19 protein-coding genes and 1 tRNA gene are annotated in these 16,737 nt (G+C 59.8%); 10 read left to right on the top strand and 10 right to left on the bottom strand.

The window, feature by feature from the left end:
- Positions 1–25: 25 nt before the first annotated feature.
- From AC2FIR_RS01670 to AC2FIR_RS01660, 3 genes are all read right to left on the bottom strand, one after another.
- Complete coding sequence (locus AC2FIR_RS01670) at positions 26–1,834, bottom strand: ABC-F family ATP-binding cassette domain-containing protein (protein ID WP_496761840.1); 1,809 nt, start codon at positions 1,832–1,834, stop codon at positions 26–28.
- Positions 1,835–1,902: 68 nt separating this feature from the next.
- Positions 1,903–2,637: a GNAT family N-acetyltransferase gene (locus AC2FIR_RS01665; RefSeq protein ID WP_170677477.1), complete on the bottom strand. Its 735-nt coding sequence runs from the start codon at positions 2,635–2,637 to the stop codon at positions 1,903–1,905.
- Between the two features lie 98 nt (positions 2,638–2,735).
- Positions 2,736–3,212, bottom strand: a complete 477-nt coding sequence (locus tag AC2FIR_RS01660) for an outer membrane protein assembly factor BamE (RefSeq protein ID WP_170610518.1) — start codon at positions 3,210–3,212, stop codon at positions 2,736–2,738.
- Positions 3,213–3,297: 85 nt separating this feature from the next.
- Here AC2FIR_RS01660 and AC2FIR_RS01655 point away from each other — a divergent pair, with 85 nt between their 5' ends.
- From AC2FIR_RS01655 to AC2FIR_RS01620, 8 genes are all read left to right on the top strand, one after another.
- Complete coding sequence (locus AC2FIR_RS01655; protein WP_480910943.1) at positions 3,298–3,834, top strand: YceD family protein; 537 nt, start codon at positions 3,298–3,300, stop codon at positions 3,832–3,834.
- A gap of 205 nt (positions 3,835–4,039) precedes the next feature.
- Positions 4,040–4,246 (top strand): 50S ribosomal protein L32, encoded by a 207-nt coding sequence (gene rpmF / locus AC2FIR_RS01650; protein WP_008756996.1) that lies wholly within the window; start codon positions 4,040–4,042, stop codon positions 4,244–4,246.
- Between the two features lie 24 nt (positions 4,247–4,270).
- Complete coding sequence (gene plsX, locus AC2FIR_RS01645) at positions 4,271–5,359, top strand: phosphate acyltransferase PlsX (RefSeq protein WP_496761838.1); 1,089 nt, start codon at positions 4,271–4,273, stop codon at positions 5,357–5,359.
- A gap of 22 nt (positions 5,360–5,381) precedes the next feature.
- Complete coding sequence (locus AC2FIR_RS01640; protein WP_170677483.1) at positions 5,382–6,353, top strand: beta-ketoacyl-ACP synthase III; 972 nt, start codon at positions 5,382–5,384, stop codon at positions 6,351–6,353.
- A gap of 96 nt (positions 6,354–6,449) precedes the next feature.
- Positions 6,450–6,752 carry an integration host factor subunit alpha gene (ihfA, locus tag AC2FIR_RS01635; protein ID WP_008755922.1) on the top strand — a complete coding sequence of 101 codons (303 nt, stop codon included), beginning with the start codon at positions 6,450–6,452 and terminating at the stop codon, positions 6,750–6,752.
- Positions 6,753–6,770: 18 nt separating this feature from the next.
- Positions 6,771–7,394, top strand: a complete 624-nt coding sequence (locus AC2FIR_RS01630) for a MerR family transcriptional regulator (protein ID WP_496743808.1) — start codon at positions 6,771–6,773, stop codon at positions 7,392–7,394.
- A 61-nt stretch (positions 7,395–7,455) separates the two neighbouring features.
- Positions 7,456–7,532, top strand: a tRNA-Pro gene (locus AC2FIR_RS01625).
- Between the two features lie 61 nt (positions 7,533–7,593).
- Entirely contained in the window at positions 7,594–8,673 is a 1,080-nt protein-coding gene (locus AC2FIR_RS01620; protein WP_496743806.1) for a 2'-deoxycytidine 5'-triphosphate deaminase, read from the top strand.
- 3 nt (positions 8,674–8,676) lie between these two features.
- On the opposite strand, the gene AC2FIR_RS01615 is transcribed toward AC2FIR_RS01620, so the two are convergent.
- From AC2FIR_RS01615 to argS, 6 genes are all read right to left on the bottom strand, one after another.
- Positions 8,677–8,919 carry a hypothetical protein gene (locus AC2FIR_RS01615; protein WP_170610500.1) on the bottom strand — a complete coding sequence of 81 codons (243 nt, stop codon included), beginning with the start codon at positions 8,917–8,919 and terminating at the stop codon, positions 8,677–8,679.
- Between the two features lie 63 nt (positions 8,920–8,982).
- Positions 8,983–9,639 carry an SMC-Scp complex subunit ScpB gene (scpB, locus tag AC2FIR_RS01610; protein WP_170610498.1) on the bottom strand — a complete coding sequence of 219 codons (657 nt, stop codon included), beginning with the start codon at positions 9,637–9,639 and terminating at the stop codon, positions 8,983–8,985.
- A complete protein-coding gene (locus AC2FIR_RS01605) occupies positions 9,632–10,426 on the bottom strand; it encodes a segregation and condensation protein A (protein WP_170610495.1) in 795 nt (264 codons plus the stop codon). The genes scpB and AC2FIR_RS01605 overlap by 8 nt, the downstream gene beginning before the upstream one ends.
- Positions 10,416–11,423 (bottom strand): beta-N-acetylhexosaminidase, encoded by a 1,008-nt coding sequence (nagZ, locus tag AC2FIR_RS01600; RefSeq protein ID WP_170610492.1) that lies wholly within the window; start codon positions 11,421–11,423, stop codon positions 10,416–10,418. Before nagZ ends, AC2FIR_RS01605 begins: the two co-directional genes overlap by 11 nt.
- Positions 11,420–12,532: an SPOR domain-containing protein gene (locus AC2FIR_RS01595; protein WP_496743804.1), complete on the bottom strand. Its 1,113-nt coding sequence runs from the start codon at positions 12,530–12,532 to the stop codon at positions 11,420–11,422. Before AC2FIR_RS01595 ends, nagZ begins: the two co-directional genes overlap by 4 nt.
- Positions 12,533–12,571: 39 nt before the next feature.
- Complete coding sequence (gene argS / locus AC2FIR_RS01590; RefSeq protein WP_496743802.1) at positions 12,572–14,317, bottom strand: arginine--tRNA ligase; 1,746 nt, start codon at positions 14,315–14,317, stop codon at positions 12,572–12,574.
- Positions 14,318–14,449: 132 nt separating this feature from the next.
- On the opposite strand from argS, the gene AC2FIR_RS01585 reads away from it, so the two are divergent.
- The gene (locus AC2FIR_RS01585; RefSeq protein WP_496743800.1) at positions 14,450–15,001 is read left to right on the top strand and encodes a putative pterin-binding protein; all 552 of its coding nucleotides are present in this window, start codon (positions 14,450–14,452) and stop codon (positions 14,999–15,001) included.
- On the opposite strand, the gene AC2FIR_RS01580 is transcribed toward AC2FIR_RS01585, so the two are convergent.
- Complete coding sequence (locus AC2FIR_RS01580) at positions 15,002–16,159, bottom strand: deoxyguanosinetriphosphate triphosphohydrolase (protein WP_170610482.1); 1,158 nt, start codon at positions 16,157–16,159, stop codon at positions 15,002–15,004.
- 76 nt (positions 16,160–16,235) lie between these two features.
- Between AC2FIR_RS01580 and AC2FIR_RS01575 the strand changes: the two genes are divergently transcribed.
- Positions 16,236–16,559, top strand: a complete 324-nt coding sequence (locus tag AC2FIR_RS01575) for a HesB/IscA family protein (protein WP_480910966.1) — start codon at positions 16,236–16,238, stop codon at positions 16,557–16,559.
- The last annotated feature ends 178 nt before the right edge of the window (positions 16,560–16,737 follow it).

Below are 16,737 nucleotides of genomic sequence, written 5' to 3'. Positions count from 1 at the left end.
GGATGGCGGGACGTACAAAACAGTACTAAGTGCCCTCGGCCTTTTCTTCCAGCATCAGCCATTCTTCCTCGGCGGCGGACAGTTTCTCCTGCCGCTCGGCCAGCGCATCGGTGGCTTTCTGAAACTTGACCGGCTCGCGGGTAAACAGCTCCGGGTCGGACATCAGGTCTTCCAGCTTGGCAATCTCAGCCTCAAGGCGCGTGATCTCGGCCGGAAGCTTTTCCAACCGGTGCTTTTCCGAGAAGGACAGTCCCGATTTCGGCTTCGTTTCCTGCTTGACCTTTGCCCTTGAAGGCTTTGATTTTTCTTCTTTCTTATCGGTCACGTCGCCGCGTTGCGCGATGTAATCCGACCAGCCGCCAGCATAGACCGTGGCGCGCCCATTACCCTCCATCGCGATGGTAGTGGTGGCCACGCGATCAAGAAAGTCCCGGTCATGGCTGACCAGCAAAACCGTGCCATCATAGTCGTCCAGCAGTTCCTGCAACAGGTCCAGCGTCTCGACATCCAGATCGTTGGTCGGTTCGTCCAGCACCAGCAGATTCGATGATTTTGCCATCAGCTTCGCCAACAGCAATCGTGCTTTTTCCCCACCAGACAAAGACTTAACGGCTGCTCTCGCCTGCCGCTCGTCGAACAGAAATTCCTTGAGATAGCCAACCACATGCTTGGGCTGGCCGCCGACCATAACCTGATCAGCCTTGCCCGACACCCGCATGTCCGGATCACCGGTCAGGCTGTCCCACAAGGTCATTTCGGGATCAAGCTGCGCCCGTGTCTGATCGAAAACCGCGATCTCCAGATTGGTCCCCAGGTTGACCGCGCCCTCATCCGGCGCCTCTTGTCCCAGAAGCATCTTCAACAGCGTCGTCTTGCCCACACCATTGGGCCCGACAAAGGCCACACGATCACCGCGCTGAACCAGCAGATCGAAATTTCGCACGATCTGCGTATCCCCAAAGCTCTTGGCCAGCCCTTCGGCCACAACCACTTTTCGGCCGGATTTCGGGCCGGATTCCAATGACATGGCGGCAGCGCCCTGACGTTTTATCTGCGCTGCTTTCTCCGCCCGCAGCGCCTGCAAGGCACGCACACGACCCTGGTTGCGCTTGCGTCTGGCGCTGATGCCCTCAACTGCCCATTTCGCCTCGGACTTGATCAGCCGGTTCAGCTTGTGGCGTTGCTGGTCTTCCTCCTCCCAGACCTTGTCCCGCCACGCCTCGAACGCGTCAAACCCCTGTTCCTGCCGCCGCACCGACCCGCGATCAATCCACAAAGTCGCCCGCGTCAGTGCGCGCAAAAAGGCACGGTCATGCGAGATCAGGACAAAAGCCGCCCGCGCTGACCCCAGCTCGCGTTCAAGCCACCCAATCGCTTCGATATCCAGATGGTTGGTCGGCTCGTCCAGCAACATAAGATCCGGGGCCTCGGCCATCAGCTTGGCCAGCGCCGCCCGCCGCCGCTCGCCGCCCGAGGCGGTCTCAACCGCGCGTGACGGGTCGAACTTCAACCCCTCACCGGCGCGTTCCACCTTGTACAGTTCGCCCGGCTCCAATCCGCTGGACGCGTAATCGCCCAGCGTTGCGAACCCTTCCATCGTCGGGTCCTGCTCCATGTACCCAACCGATTTTCCGGGCGGCACAACGATTTCGCCGTGATCAGGCTCGACCAGACCCGCCATCACTTTCATCAATGTGGATTTGCCTGATCCGTTGCGCCCGACAAGGGCCACCCGATCACCGGGCTGGACCACAAGATCAAGCCCGGAAAACACCGGATCACCCCCGAACGTCAGGGAAACACCGGACATCTGCAACAAAGGAATTCTCGCCATGCCCGCCAGCTAAACCGGCTGACGGGACGCGTCAACGCCCCGGCTTCACCTTTTCCAAAATACTCAAATCACCCGGCCGCGGTTCGCAGCAAACGTTTGCGGCTCGGGGGTATCGCTCCGATCTCAAGCCCGGTAAACACGTGCAACGTGTTCATGCGCCGATCCACCACCGCATGATCGCTGACCCAGCCCCCCATCATCAGATAGGTCCGCAACAGTGGCGGCATCCGCAGCATCGCCTTCTTCACATCCGGCCTGCGCCGCAGGCGCGCGGCAAAGCGGAAAACATCCGGTGCCTTGACCCGGGGCAACCAGCGCTTCGGCGCCAGATGACGATGTTTGAGCATGGCGAATGCGTCCAGATACTCGGCCGTCTCGGTGCCTGCGAAAGAGGAACAGCCAAACAGCATCCGGACCTCGTTCTCGTCCACATAAGTGGTCATGGCTCCCCACGCGACGCGCAGTATGTCGTGATCGAAATAGTCGGGATGTATGCAGAACCGCCCCATCTCGACCATCCGCCCGCTGAAACCTTCAAGCGCCGATAGGTCATAGAATTGCGAGGAATAGCTGCGCCCGATGTCAGCGCCGCTGTTCATTGTCAGCATGCGGAAGCAGCAAACCAATTGCGCGCTGCTTCGCACGTCTTCAACCAGTATATGCGCGCAGACCGGATCGAAATCGTCCTGATCGGCCTGCCCCGTTCCAAAAGCCAGTGTCCGCAGTCGCTGCGCCGCCGCAACGTCCTGCGGTGACTGCGCAAGACGGGCGCGATACCGCCCCTTACCGAGCAAAAGTGCCATGGTCGCATCCTCCGCGGTTGCTGACCCGAAATCGACTTGCCGTATCGATACCATGCAATGTGTGACTGTCGTGTGACCATCGCAAGTTTGGCGGAACTTTAGTTTGTTGCCCCCGGGATGTTGGCCGGGTTGAAGTTGCCAATGTTACCGATCAGCTGGCGAATAAGCCCTTGGTCCTCGATGTTGGATTCGGTAACGCGGCGCTCCAGCGGCACTACGATTCCATCCTCCAGGCCAAAACGTTCAATGTTTCGCACAACACCCCGCTGGTCGAAACTGATGGCCAGCAACTCTCGCGATACCACTTCGGGCTTCTTGGGGCCGTAAAACCGGACACGCGACGCCACATAGTAGTACCCCGAATCCCGAACTACACCGGTCGAGGTGGGCGCGCCGACCGCTTCGGCCACGCTGTCGCGGGTGTCTACGCCAACTTTGATTTCTGCCAGCTCTTCGGCCGGTGGAATATAGCCGTGGTTTTTGTAGGTCGCCGTACAGGCACCTAGGGTTGCCAGGCACGCAGCAAAGACAAGCGTCTTCGACGCCGGATTGAACCTGTTCACGATCTTCAACATCTGCACCCTCTTGCCTTGGCCTCTTGCGGCTTCTATCCGATTACAGAAACCGGTGCCTCGGTTCAACACAGGAAAGGGCCATGAAGTGAGCAACCATACATCTCTGCGGGTGGCCGACCTGCCGCAAAACACGCCGACGCCGTTTGATTTGCGCCCTGGCACACAATCTTTGGCGGCAATCAAGGACGAACTTGGGCTGCTGGGGCTGCGCAAACTCAGCTTCAAGGGAGACGTGCGCGCGCAGGGAAAGCGAGACTGGGTGGTCAGCGGCAAGCTCGGCGCGACGGTCGTTCAGCCCTGTGTCGTCTCGCTGGATCCGGTGACAACCCGGATCGATATCCCGGTCACACGAGTATTTCTGGCCGACTGGAGCGACCCGGACGAAGAAGAGTTCGAAATTCCCGAAGGGGACGAAACCGAACCGCTGGGCACCGAAATCGATCCGCAAGCGATCATGATCGAGGCGCTGTCGCTGGCCTTGCCCCAATACCCGCGCAAGGACGGCGCGGAACTGGGGCAAGCTGACTATACCGAGCCGGGCAAACAGGCGATGACGGATAAGGACGTCAAGCCGTTCGCCGGACTGGCCGGTTTGCGCGATGCGATGAAAAAAGACGAGTGACACGAGGGCGATTTCCTGTCATAGCAGGCGCTCAGAAAAATCGCTTGAACATGACGAGAATCGCAGTATTTTCGCGCGCTCATCGGAATTTGGGTTGGACATTGCGGGGCTCGTCCCCTAAACGCGCGTCAAACCACGAGAAAACGAAGAATGAAACCCCGGCCACAGCGAATCTGTCGGCCCATAGTAGACAAAGGTTGAGACCATGGCCGTCCAACAGAACAAAGTTTCCAAGTCGCGTCGCAACAACCGCCGCGCACACGACGCTCTGGTTGCTGCAAACCCGAACGAATGCCCGAACTGCGGTGAGCTGAAGCGCCCGCACCACGTTTGTGCTTCCTGCGGCCACTATGATGATCGCGAAGTCGTCGCACAAGCCGACGAAATCGATCTGGACGAAGACGCGGCCTAAGCCTGACAGGACGCAGGCCCAGGCATGACGGATCAGCCCACGCACAACGACCGGATCATCATCTCGGTTGATGCTATGGGTGGTGATGCAGGGCCCGCTGCCGTTGTCGCGGGTATTGCCAAATCGGCAAGTAAGAACCCGGACATCGGATTCATCCTGCACGGGCCGGAAGAAGAGCTGCGCAGACTGGTTGCCAAACGGCGTGTCCTTGAAGGGCGCGTCGTTTTTCGTGATTGCCCGGACTTGGTCACGATGGAGGACAAGCCCAGCCAGGTGGTGCGCAACGGCAAGCAGACCTCGATGTGGTCGACGCTGGAAGCGGTCCGCGAGGGCGATGCCCACGGCGCGGTGTCCTGCGGCAATACCGGCGCGCTGATGGCGTTGTCTATGATGCGCCTACGCAAATTGCCCGGTGTTAACCGTCCGGCCATCGCCATTCTGTGGCCTTCGCGCAACCCGCAGGGCTTCAACGTGATGCTGGATGTCGGGGCGGATGTCCGCGCCGACGCTAAAGATCTGCTGCAATATGCATTGATGGGCGCATCCTACGCGCGCAATGGCATGGCGCTTGGCCGCCCCCGCATCGGCTTGCTGAACGTGGGGACCGAAGAACATAAAGGCCGCGCCGAACTGAAAGAAGCCCACACCATGATCACGGAATTCGCAGAGCAGGCGAATTTCGAATTTGTGGGATTCGTCGAAGGCAGTGATATCCCCGGTGACAAGGCGGATGTCATTGTAACCGATGGCTTTACCGGCAATGTCGCCATCAAGACCGGAGAAGGCACAGCCAGCCTGATTGGCGATCTGCTGCGCGAGGCGTTCAAGTATTCGCCCCTGTCCCGGCTGGCCTCGGTTCTTGCGATCACCTCGTTGCAACGCCTGAAGAAACGCATTGATCCCCGTCGCGTGAATGGCGGCGTGTTTCTGGGCCTGAACGGGACGGTCGTGAAATCGCATGGCGGGGCGGATGCCACGGGTGTCTCGGCGGCCGTCAAACTGGCGTTTACCCTGGCCGAGTCGGGTTTCGCTGAAAAATTGGCGGCACGGGTTGCATCCACAGCCGAGCTTGCACAAGATGCCGCGCATACTCCGCCCCAGGCGGAAGAATAACAAAAAAGGCAGTACCTACAAAATGGCAGGCCGTTCAGTTGTAGTTGGTATCGGGCATTATTTGCCGGAACGCGTGGTCCCGAACTCTGAATTCGAAAAAACGCTGGATACAACGGATGAGTGGATTCGAACCCGTTCCGGAATCGAACGCCGTCACTTTGCCGCCGATGATGAGACGACATCCGATCTGGCCATCAAGGCAGCAACTGCTGCGCTGGAAGATGCCGGTCTGACCGCTGATGATATCGATGCCATTGTTCTGGCGACCTCGACCGCCGATCTGACCTTCCCGTCCGCTGCTACAATGGTGCAGGCCGGACTGGGCATGACCCGTGGTTTTGCTTTCGATGTGCAGGCTGTTTGCGCCGGGTTTGTTTTTGCGCTCGGCAATGCGAACGCGTTGATCCTGGCCGGTCAGGCAAAGCGGGTTATGGTGATCGGCGCCGAGACGTTTTCGCGAATCATGGACTGGACCGACCGGTCGACCTGTGTGCTGTTCGGAGATGGCGCCGGTGCGCTGATACTTGAGGCACAGGAAGGTGAAGGCACGGCGCAGGACCGTGGAATTCTGGCGACCGACCTGAACTCGGACGGGCGCTACAAGGATCTGCTCTATGTCGATGGTGGTGTATCCACCCAATCGACCGGCCATTTGCGGATGCAAGGCAATCAGGTGTTCCGCCATGCCGTCGAAAAGCTGGCCGGAACAGCTAACACCGCGCTTGAACGAGCCGGCCTTGGCAGTGCCGACGTGGACTGGATCGTCCCGCATCAGGCCAATATCCGCATCATTCAGGGCACGGCCAAGAAGATGGGATTGCCCATGGAAAATGTCGTTGTCACAGTTCAGGATCATGGAAACACATCTGCAGCCTCGATTCCCCTGGCCCTGTCGGTCGGCAAGAAGCGTGGCCAAATCAAACCCGGCGACCTGATCGTTACCGAAGCAATTGGCGGCGGTCTCGCCTGGGGTGCGGTAGTCCTGCGCTGGTAACAGGCGCAATTCGGCTTACATGTCCGCTTGCAATTCATTGATATTGACAGCGAATTTGCCCTACCCCTATGCTTTGTTATCAACAGGGGAAATGGCATGGGCGACAAAACACTGACCCGAATGGATCTGAGCGAGGCCGTCTTTCGTGAAGTTGGCCTTTCACGCAATGAAAGCGCGCAGCTGGTCGAAAGCGTGCTGAACCACATGTCCGACGCACTGGTACGTGGCGAACAGGTGAAGATTTCATCTTTCGGTACATTCAGCGTTCGCGACAAAACCGCCCGTATCGGCCGCAACCCCAAAACCGGTGAAGAGGTTCCCATTCAGCCGCGCCGCGTGCTGACTTTCCGTCCGTCGCATCTGATGAAAGATCGCGTCGCCGCAGGGAATCGCAAGTAAGTTCAGGGCGCCACGATTATGAGCAAGTCCCCCGACGCGTTTCGCACCATCAGTGAAGTTGCGGACTGGTTGGGCGTTCAGGCTCATGTTTTGCGGTTCTGGGAAAGCCGCTTCACGCAGGTCAAACCTGTCAAACGTGCTGGTGGCCGCCGGTATTACCGCCCCAATGACATGCGGCTGCTGGGTGGCATCAAGAAGCTTTTGCACGAAGATGGGACCACCATCAAAGGTGTTCAGCGTATCCTGCGCGAACAGGGTGTCGCGCATGTGGCCTCGCTGTCTCAGCCGCTCGAGGATGCGGCCGAGGCGGATGTGGTCACTCAGGACGACACCGTCGTTCCGTTCACCGCTCCCCCTGTCCCGCCATCCGGTCAGATTGATCTTGATCTGGGCGACAGCGATTCCGTTACCCCGGAAGTTTCGGCCCGGCCCGAAGCGGCGGAAGCCCCGGCAACAAACGGCTCGGAAGCCGCCAGACAGGCTGAACCTGAATATCTGGATGAGGCACCTTTGCTGGGCGGTATCGCATCGCAAGCCTGGAACAGGACCGAGTTTGACGAGGACCTGCTGAAGCAAATCGCCCCGGTTGCAAATGAACTGCGCGCACTGTTGAACAGAATAGAAAACCGATCGGCGGGATAAGAAAAAAGGCGATGATTTCCTCTTGCCCCCGCCGGGAAAGTCTTTATGAACACCTCAACGTCGGGCTATGGCGCAGCCTGGTAGCGCGTCCGTCTGGGGGACGGAAGGTCGCAGGTTCGAGTCCTGCTAGCCCGACCAAATCACACCGACGTTTATGGCAGACAGGCCAGATCCCGCTCTGGCATCAGGGGGGATCGGAATGACTGGCGTATGCCCAAACCAACAGATCGAAGGCATGATTGAACGCGGTGAGATTACCGCCAACCCCGATGTCCTGCCGGCGCAAATCCAACCTGCCAGCCTGGATTTGCGTCTTGGAACAATGGCTTACCGGGTGCGCGCTTCGTTCCTGGCGGGTGAAGGACGCACAGTCGCGGATCGTCTGGCCGAGTTCGAGATGCATCAGATCGACATTACCGACGGTGCCGTTCTGGAAAAGGGATGCGTCTATCTGGTGCCTCTGATGGAGTCGCTGGCCCTGCCTGCCGACACCAGCGCCGTGGCCAACGCCAAAAGCTCGACCGGGCGGTTGGACCTGCTGACCCGGACCATCACCGACGAAGGCACGGAGTTCGACCGGCTTCCGAAGGGGTATTCCGGCCCGCTTTATGCGGAAATCTGCCCCCGCTCGTTCTCGGTTCTCGTTCGTCCGGGGATGCGCCTGAACCAGATCCGCTTCCGTCAGGGTCAGGCCGTGCTGAGCGACGCGGAGTTGACTGCGCTGCACGCTGAATCGCCGCTGGTCGATGGCCCTGCGGTGATTCAGGACGGGCTGGGTTTTTCGGTCGATCTGCAATTGCCGGACACTGATCTGGTTGGGTATCGGGCCAAACCCCATACCGGCGTGATTGACCTGGATCGCATCGGTGAATATGACCCGCAGGATTACTGGGAAGAAGTGCGGACCCGAAATGGCTGCATCATCCTTGATCCGGGCGCATTCTACATCCTCGTCAGTCGCGAGGCGGTTCATATCCCACCTATGTACGCCGCTGAAATGGCCCCATACTTGGCGATGGTCGGAGAGTTTCGCGTGCACTATGCCGGCTTCTTCGACCCTGGTTTCGGCCACGCCGCCGCCGGTGGCGAAGGATCGCGCGGCGTTCTTGAAGTGCGTTGCCACGAAGCGCCCTTCGTTCTGGAACACGGGCAGGTCGTCGGGCGTCTGGTGTACGAAAAAATGTCCGAGATGCCGACGCAGCTATACGGCGCCGGGATCGCCTCGAACTATCAAGGACAAGGGTTGAAACTGTCCAAGCATTTCAAAGCAGTCGGTTAACGGTCAGAACTTCATGAACCGGCGCATCTGCCGGGTCATGCGCTGAGCCTGTTTCATGCCCTGCGCCTGCCGATTGGCGCTTTCCTGCATGTGACGGTCGGCCTCCGGGTCGCGGGGCGCATCATTTGTCTGCCCGGGCTTGCGGGTCATCCGGTCGGCCATATCAAAGCTCATGTCCACGCCCCGCGTGACAAGCCGGCGCATGACCTGACGCACGATCATGTCGATGATCCGATTAGCATTCATTGCTTAACTCCGTTTTCTGCCCTTAACCTAGTCGATCCATGCGGCAACAAATGGGCGTCCTGCCTACTCGCCCTCGAACAGCTCGGTCTGCTCGTCGTCCGCCTCTTCTTCGCGCCCTTCACCCAGCGGGATCGTGCCCGGAGGGGGCCTGTTCTCGAGCAGACCGGCGGCGCGCAATTCCTTGAGGCCCGGCAGATCGCGGGCATTCTCAAGCCCGAAATGATCCAGAAACTCCGGTGTCACAACAAATGTCACCGGTCGACCCGGTGTCATGCGGCGACGGCCCAGCCTGATCCATTCCATTTCCAGCAACTGGTCGATGGTTCCGCGTGATACCGAAACGCCGCGAATTTCCTCGATCTCGGCTCGGGTACAGGGTTGGTGATAGGCCACAATGGCCAGCGTCTCAATCGCGGCACGGCTGAGTTTGCGGGTCTCGACCGTTTCCTTCTGCATCAGAAAACCCAGATCGGGGGCGGTACGGATCGCCCAGGCTTCGCCCACACGCACCACGCGCACGCCCCGCCCCTCATAACGTTTCTGCAACAATTCAACAGCTTGCGCGGCGTTGCTGCCGTGAGGCATGCGCGCCTCAAGATCGGCGATGGTCACCGGTTCGGCGCTGGCGAAAAGCACGGCTTCGACCATACGTTCCTGTTCCGCCAGGGGCGGCGCTTCGAACAGGGTGCCGGTGCCTTCGTCTTCGGGGGCGTCAGTCACGAGTGTCAGTCCTCTTGCGCAGATGGATCGGAGCAAAGGTTTCGCTCTGCTTGATCTCCATATGTCCTTCTTTCACCAGTTCCAGCGAGGCTGCAAACGTTGCCGCCGTGGCAGAGCGCCGCCGCATCGGGTCGGCATTCCAGCCCTCGGGCAGATAGGTCTCCATATCTGTCCAGGTGCCAGCGAACGCGATCAGGGGACGCATCCGCTCAAGCGCCTGCTCCATGGTGAATACGGCGTCGCGGTCCATCACAAACGGGCGGAACTCGTCGCGGGTCCGGATACGCGCATAGCCCTGCATCAGGTCCAGCAGCGTCGCTGAGTACGTCACGGTGCGGATGCGGGTGACATCCTCGCCCTGCCCGCGTTTGAAAAAGTCGCGCCCAAGCTGGTCGCGCGCCATCAGACGCGCGGCCGCGTCGCGCATGGCCTGCAGACGCTCCAACTGGAACGCCAGATGGGCGGCCAGTTCCTCGCCCGAGGGGCCTTCATCATCCGGGTCAGGGGGCAACAACAGTCGGGATTTCAAAAACGCCAGCCAGGCGGCCATGACCAGATAATCGGCAGCCAGTTCGATCCGCAGCGCACGGGCTTTTTCGACAAAGGCCAGATATTGCTGCGCCAGCGCCAGAACCGAGATTTTGCGCAGATCGACCTTTTGCGTCCGCGACAAGGTCAGCAGCACGTCCAACGGGCCCTCGAACCCGTCGACGTCAACGATCAGCGCCTCGGCTGCCAGCCGGTCCGCGACCGAGACCGGGTCTTCGCTGAAAAGGTTATCGTTCATACACCTGCCCGCCCATTAGGGCAGATAGTTCCGCCTCGGCCGCGGGGATGTCAAGTTCCCGAGGCACCTTGCGCATCGCCAGCGCCCGTTCAGCGCGAGTTTGCGCCTGCCCGGTCATCTCTCCGGCTGCTTCAAGCACACTGGCGCGGGCTTCGAAAGACCCGTTGCAGTGCAGAACCACATCGCACCCTGCGGCCAGTGCCTGACCGGCAATTTCTTCGGGCGCGCCGCTGAGCGCCTTCATCGAGATATCGTCGGTCATGATCAGGCCATCAAAACCGATCTTGTTGCGGATCAGCCCAATCATCGTAGGCGAAATCGTTGCCGGTTGTGGATCGATCCGGTCGTAGACCAGATGCGCGGTCATCCCCATTGGCAGGTCGTTCAGCGCGCGAAACGGTGCAAAATCGGCCTGTGCTAGTTCGGCCTGTTCCAGATCCACATGCGGCAGGTCATGGTGGCTGTCCAATGTCGACAGACCATGCCCCGGCATATGCTTGACAACCGGCAGGACACCACCATCCAGATGCCCCTGCGCTACGGCTTTGCCAATTTTCGAAACCGATGCAGGATCAGTGCCGTAGCAGCGGTTCTTCAGAAACGGGTGCGTTTCGTCGCGGGCCAGGTCAACCATCGGGGCGCAATTGCTGTCGATCCCCAACTCGAACAGCTCATTCGCAATCAGACGATAGCGTAGGTACATGGCGCGTTCGGCCTGATCGCCAGCGCGGCTGGCGTGGTCCAGTGGGGACATCCATTCCCTGGCCAAAGGCGAGCGCAAGCGCTGAACCCGGCCGCCTTCCTGATCGATTGTGATGGGGCAGTTGCGGCCCACCGCCTCGCGGAAATCATCGCACAGGGCACGGATCTGATCTGCGGTGTCGATGTTGCGGCCAAACAGAATAAACCCGAACGGGTTCATCTGACGGAACAGGCTCTTTTCATCAGGCGTCAGACGCAGGCCTTCGGCATCGGTGATCGCGGCACCAAATGTCACCGTACTGCAACCGGGATGCAGTCAGCCCCCTGTGCCTGGAGCGCCGCGCAGAACTGACGCGAGTCGCTCAGATCGTCGAACCCCAGAACGCGCAGGCGATAGAATGTCCGACCGCCACTTGAGGTTTTCTGGATAACTCTTTGCTTTCCATCCATATACTCATCAAAGCGCCCGCTCATCCGGCCCCATTCCGCCTGCGCGACTTCAACGCTTTCGTAGGCCCCCAGCTGGGCCATCCGGGTACCCTTCGGCAGCGCATTCGGATCAACATCCAACCCGACCGCCGCTTTGACGGCGGCATTGATTGCGGCCTCGGTCTGGCTGTCCGCAGGCACACCGCGATGCACCGCGCGCGCTGGTCTCACCACAGGACGCAGAGATCTGCGAACGCCGGGCAGAACCGCCAGTTCTGGATCCGGCAATTGTGCGGCCAGATCAGCCGGATCAATGGCGGGCTCGTCATCAAGCGTGGACAGCGAGGCCAATTGCACGCCTTCTTCTTCCACCTGATCGGGGCTGGCAGCTTCCTGGGCCAACTCGGCAACCAGCGCGTCAACTGCGCCCTGCCGCAACCGCGCGGCCTCTTGATCCGAGATCGGCTCTTCGATGTGGTGAACGGCCTTTGTCGGCTTCAAGGTGCCCATCGGAGCATCCTCGTCCGCCAATGAAACCGGACGCGGTGCAAGGATCAGGCGATCAGCCGGCGCGGCGGCCGAGCCTTGCGCGGCAACTGCGTTCACGGCAAGCCCCTGGTGATCGGCGGGTGTTCCACCCGGGTTTTCCGGCTGGATGCGCATCGGTCCTTCGACAGCGCGCACCACCGGGACCCCGCTGACATCGCGCATGATCAGTTTGTAACCCCAGACAGCGACACCGGCGACCAGCGCCAGAGAGGCGACCGCACCAAGCACATTGACGATCCGGCCCAGTCCAACCGCACTGTGCTGGGCATCATAGTCCTGCATGTCGTCGGAAAAATCATAGCCATCTTCGGGATGCGCCTGATTCGTGTAATGCATGTGCCCGGGGCCTGACTGCCCCGAGTAATCGTAACTCGTCATTTCCGCCTCACCGCCCGAATGCGCCTTAATACGTGGCGCGCGGGTCATTTCTTGTCTGCCTCGATCCGGCGGTTCGGGCGGTGTTGGTTACCGCATCTCCTGCGCCGGAGTGACGCCAAGAATACCCAAGCCCGCTGAAATCACAACAGAAACGGCCCGGGCCAAAGCGATTTTCGACTGGCTTGTGGCAACATCGCCATCCTGGATAAAGCGCAGTTGGGTTTCGTCATTGCCTTTGTTCCACAGCGCGTGGAAGTCGCCTGCAAGCTCGTACAGGTAGAATGCAACCCGGTGCGGCTCGTTGGTACGCGCGGCGATTTCCACCAGACGCGGCCATTCGGCCAGTTTCTTGGCGACCGTCAGTTCAGAGGCATGGTCGTTCTTGCCCAAATCCGCCCCAGCAAGGGTCGCGTCATCCGTGGCAATCCCCGCCTCGGCTGCGCGGCGCAGCACGCTCATGACGCGGGCATGGGCGTATTGCACGTAGAACACGGGGTTCTCGCGGCTCTGTTCCAGCACCTTGTCGAAATCGAAATCCAACGGCGCGTCGTTCTTGCGGGTCAGCATGACAAAACGGGTCACGTCTGGCCCAACCTGATCGACCACATCGCGCAGAGTGACAAAGTTCCCTGCCCGTTTTGACATCTTGAACGGCTCGCCATTCTTCCACAGTTTCACCAACTGGGTCAGCTTGATATCCAGCGGCACCTTGCCATCGGACAGCGCCGATACAGCCGCCTTCATCCGTTTGACATAGCCACCGTGGTCCGCGCCGAACACATCGATCAGCGCGTCGAAGCCGCGGCTCACCTTGTCATAGTGATAGGCGATGTCCGGGGCGAAATAAGTCCAGCTGCCGTCCGACTTCTTGACCGGACGGTCGACATCGTCGCCATGCTCGGTCGACTTGAACAGGGTCTGCTCGCGCGGTTCCCAATCCTCGGGCTTTTTGCCCTTGGGTGGTTCCAGCACACCTTCGTAGATCAGGCCCTTGTCGGTCAGCGATTGCAGCGCCGCCTCGATCCGGCCCGTGCCGTAGAGCGACTTTTCGGAGAAGAACACGTCCATTTCGACGCCCAGCGCCTTCAGATCGGCCCGGATCAGATCCATCATCGCATCGGTTGCGAACTCGCGCAGCTCTTCCAGCCATTCGCTTTCCGGCTTGTCGATCAGGCTGTCGCCGTATTTGTCTTTCAGCGCTTCACCGATCGGGATCAGGTAATCCCCGGGGTACAGCCCTTCGGCGATCTCGGGGCTCAGTCCGTTGGCCTCGCGATAGCGTTCATAGGCAGACCGCGCCAGCACATCGACCTGCGCGCCGCCGTCGTTGATGTAATATTCACGCGTCACGTCATGACCCGAATATGCCAGCAAGCTTGCCAAAGCATCCCCGAACACCGCGCCCCGCGTATGGCCCACGTGCAGCGGACCGGTGGGGTTTGCGGACACGTATTCCACGTTCACTTTCTGCCCGTGACCCATGGTCGAACGGCCATAGTCTGTGCCCTTCTCAAGCACAGCAGCCAGAACACCCTGCCACACGGATGGCGCGAGCCGCAGGTTCAAAAAGCCCGGTCCGGCTACTTCGGCACTGGTGATCCGGTCATCCGCCGCCAGTTTCCCGGCCAGAACATCGGCAATGTCGCGCGGCTTCATCTTTGCTGGCTTCGCCAACACCATCGCTGCATTCGTCGCCATGTCGCCATGTGCGGCATCGCGCGGCGGTTCGACCGCCACGTTGTCAAAGCTCAGCCTTTCTGGCAAAGCGCCTTCGGACTGCATCTGTGCCAGCGCGTCCAGAACGAGGCCGCGAATCTCGGAAAACAGGTTCATTTCGGATGTCCTTTTGCTTGCCCGGCGGTTTACCACGCAAAGCGGCAAGGTCAATGGAAGCGATCAGTTTAGGCTTGGTTTAGACGTGAACCGGGCTAATGTCGGCAAAAACCACCAACAGGAGTACCATTTATGCGCCTTGCCCAGCCCCTTGCCCTGCTGCTGACAACATCCCTGCCGGTTTGGGCGGATATGCCTTCGCCCCAAGGCCACGTGTTGCTGACCCTGGGCGGTGCGGTATCCCAGACAAACCTGCCCGCGCGCAGCGAAAATGACGGCGGATTGCTGGGATACCTCGAGGTCCAGCACGATGGCGGCGCAGGCTTTGATGCGGCAATGCTGGATGCGCTGGAACAGACCGAGATTTCAATCACCTATGGCCGAGAAGGAAACAAGCGAGAGATTGCCTTTTCCGGGCCGCTTCTGTCGGACGTGATGAAGATGGCGGGTGCGGAAGGCAAAACTGCCAGGCCCATGGCCATGGACGGCTATCAAGCGGAAATTGCATGGGACAGCATCGCCACCCACAAGCCCATTGTTGCAACCCACGCAGATGGCGCACCAATGGGGATCGGCGGCTATGGCCCCACCATGATCGTTTTTCCGCCCACCGATGACACCGACCTGGCCCAGACACAATCCGGGCAACAGGTCTGGGCGCTGGCCTATATCGGGGTCGAGTAGTCAGTCCTTCGTAGCTGAAACACCGGTCAGCCTTGCGTGATCCTGCAAGGCGAACCGGTCCGTCATACCGGCGATATAGTCCGAGACTATGCGCGCCAACGCGGTTTCACCTTGGGCGGCTTCGATGTCCTCGTGCCAGCGCGCGGGCATCTGTTTCGGATCGCTCAAGTAGATGGGGAACAGGTCTTCGACAACTTTGCCGACCTCGGCCCGCACTTTCATGACGCTGGGCGCGCGATACATGCGCGAAAACAAGAAGGCCCGGATTTCCCGGAGCCGCGCCCACAAGTCGTCTGAGAACCGCACAACCGGATAGCCAAGGTTGCGAGTATCCTCGACCGATTGCGCGCCGGAAGCCGCAATCAGTTTGGTTGATGTGTCGATGACATCAGCGACCATAACACCAAAGACCCGCCGAAGCGCTTCATGCCGACGACGGTACGCGTCCAGACCCGGGTATTTTTGATCCACTTCCGAGTAGCAATCGCCGACGATAGGAAGTTGCAGGATCTCATCGTCCGAAAACAAACCTGCGCGCAAGCCATCCAGCAGGTCGTGGTTGTTATAGGCAATGTCATCCGACAGCGCAGCCACCTGAGCCTCGGCACTTGCATGGGTGTGCAGTTCAAGGTCGAAACCCTGATTGCATTCCGCCAGTGCCCACGGCAGGTCACCGACAACCGGGCCGTTGTGCTTTGCGATGCCTTCCAGACATTCCCAGGTCAGGTTGCAACCATCAAACTCGGCATAATGGCGCTCCAGCCTCGTGACGATCCGAATGGCTTGGGCGTTATGATCAAAGCCGCCATAGGGTTTCATCAAAGCGTGCAATGCGTCCTCGCCGGTGTGCCCGAAAGGTGTATGCCCCAGATCATGAGCAAGCGCGACGGCCTCGGTCAGTTCGGGGTTCAGCCGCAACGCGCCAGCAATCGTGCGCGCGACCTGAGCGACTTCGATGGAATGGGTCAGGCGCGTGCGATAGCTGTCACCCTCATGCTCGACAAACACCTGCGTCTTGTGCTTGAGGCGTCGAAACGCGCTGGCATGAATGATCCTGTCCCGGTCGCGCTGAAAGCATGACCGGAAACTGCTTTCCTCCTCGGGAACTAGCCGCCCCCTTGCGCGGCCCGGATCCGAGGCAAAACACGCTCGCTCCAATAGTCTTGTCCTTGTCGCCTGTCCTTGCAATTTCTATATTGTAAGGTAATGCGGAAATAAACCTTTGGAGCCCGGCATGAATCTGCCTCCGACAGTTACAGAACGCGCTTTTGATCGACTGGCTGAAATCGGCGCGGCAGATCAGGGTCAGGCCCTGCGCGTTGCAGTGGAAGGCGGCGGATGTTCCGGTTTTCAATACGAAATCGCGCTGGATGTCCCGAAAGAGGATGACCTTGTTCTGGAAGGAAAAGGCCAGAAGGTCATTGTGGACTCGGTCTCGTTGCCGTTTCTTGAAAATGCGGTGATCGATTTCTCGCAGGAACTGATCGGGGCGCGGTTTGTGATTGATAATCCCAATGCCACGTCCTCCTGTGGCTGCGGCACATCTTTCTCAATGTAGCGACTCAAATGGGGGCTCTACCCCACCCCGGGAAAGACCCGACTCCCCCAAGGCGTTTACAGACAAAAGAAGCATGGTCCCTGCTCTGCTTCTGTCTTAAGAACCTCGAACGGCGAGGCCGAGCCTCGCAAATCCGCCCATGATCTTGCCGCAGGGCCTTTTCTGGGCGATAGGTTGC

Source organism: Ruegeria sp. CDSB136, from assembly GCF_059610965.1.
This window is presented reverse-complemented; position numbering and strand designations above follow the sequence as displayed.

Coding starts and splice junctions, on each gene's coding strand:
- AC2FIR_RS01585 (WP_496743800.1), top strand. CDS start 14,450: ATGCGCCTTGCCCAGCCCCTTGCCCTGCTGCTGACAACATCCCTGCCG.
- AC2FIR_RS01670 (WP_496761840.1), bottom strand. CDS start 1,834: ATGGCGAGAATTCCTTTGTTGCAGATGTCCGGTGTTTCCCTGACGTTC.
- AC2FIR_RS01620 (WP_496743806.1), top strand. CDS start 7,594: ATGACTGGCGTATGCCCAAACCAACAGATCGAAGGCATGATTGAACGC.
- rpmF (WP_008756996.1), top strand. CDS start 4,040: ATGGCCGTCCAACAGAACAAAGTTTCCAAGTCGCGTCGCAACAACCGC.
- AC2FIR_RS01575 (WP_480910966.1), top strand. CDS start 16,236: ATGAATCTGCCTCCGACAGTTACAGAACGCGCTTTTGATCGACTGGCT.
- AC2FIR_RS01665 (WP_170677477.1), bottom strand. CDS start 2,637: ATGGCACTTTTGCTCGGTAAGGGGCGGTATCGCGCCCGTCTTGCGCAG.
- AC2FIR_RS01630 (WP_496743808.1), top strand. CDS start 6,771: ATGAGCAAGTCCCCCGACGCGTTTCGCACCATCAGTGAAGTTGCGGAC.
- AC2FIR_RS01615 (WP_170610500.1), bottom strand. CDS start 8,919: ATGAATGCTAATCGGATCATCGACATGATCGTGCGTCAGGTCATGCGC.
- AC2FIR_RS01640 (WP_170677483.1), top strand. CDS start 5,382: ATGGCAGGCCGTTCAGTTGTAGTTGGTATCGGGCATTATTTGCCGGAA.
- AC2FIR_RS01660 (WP_170610518.1), bottom strand. CDS start 3,212: ATGTTGAAGATCGTGAACAGGTTCAATCCGGCGTCGAAGACGCTTGTC.
- ihfA (WP_008755922.1), top strand. CDS start 6,450: ATGGGCGACAAAACACTGACCCGAATGGATCTGAGCGAGGCCGTCTTT.
- AC2FIR_RS01595 (WP_496743804.1), bottom strand. CDS start 12,532: ATGACCCGCGCGCCACGTATTAAGGCGCATTCGGGCGGTGAGGCGGAA.
- AC2FIR_RS01605 (WP_170610495.1), bottom strand. CDS start 10,426: ATGAACGATAACCTTTTCAGCGAAGACCCGGTCTCGGTCGCGGACCGG.
- argS (WP_496743802.1), bottom strand. CDS start 14,317: ATGAACCTGTTTTCCGAGATTCGCGGCCTCGTTCTGGACGCGCTGGCA.
- plsX (WP_496761838.1), top strand. CDS start 4,271: ATGACGGATCAGCCCACGCACAACGACCGGATCATCATCTCGGTTGAT.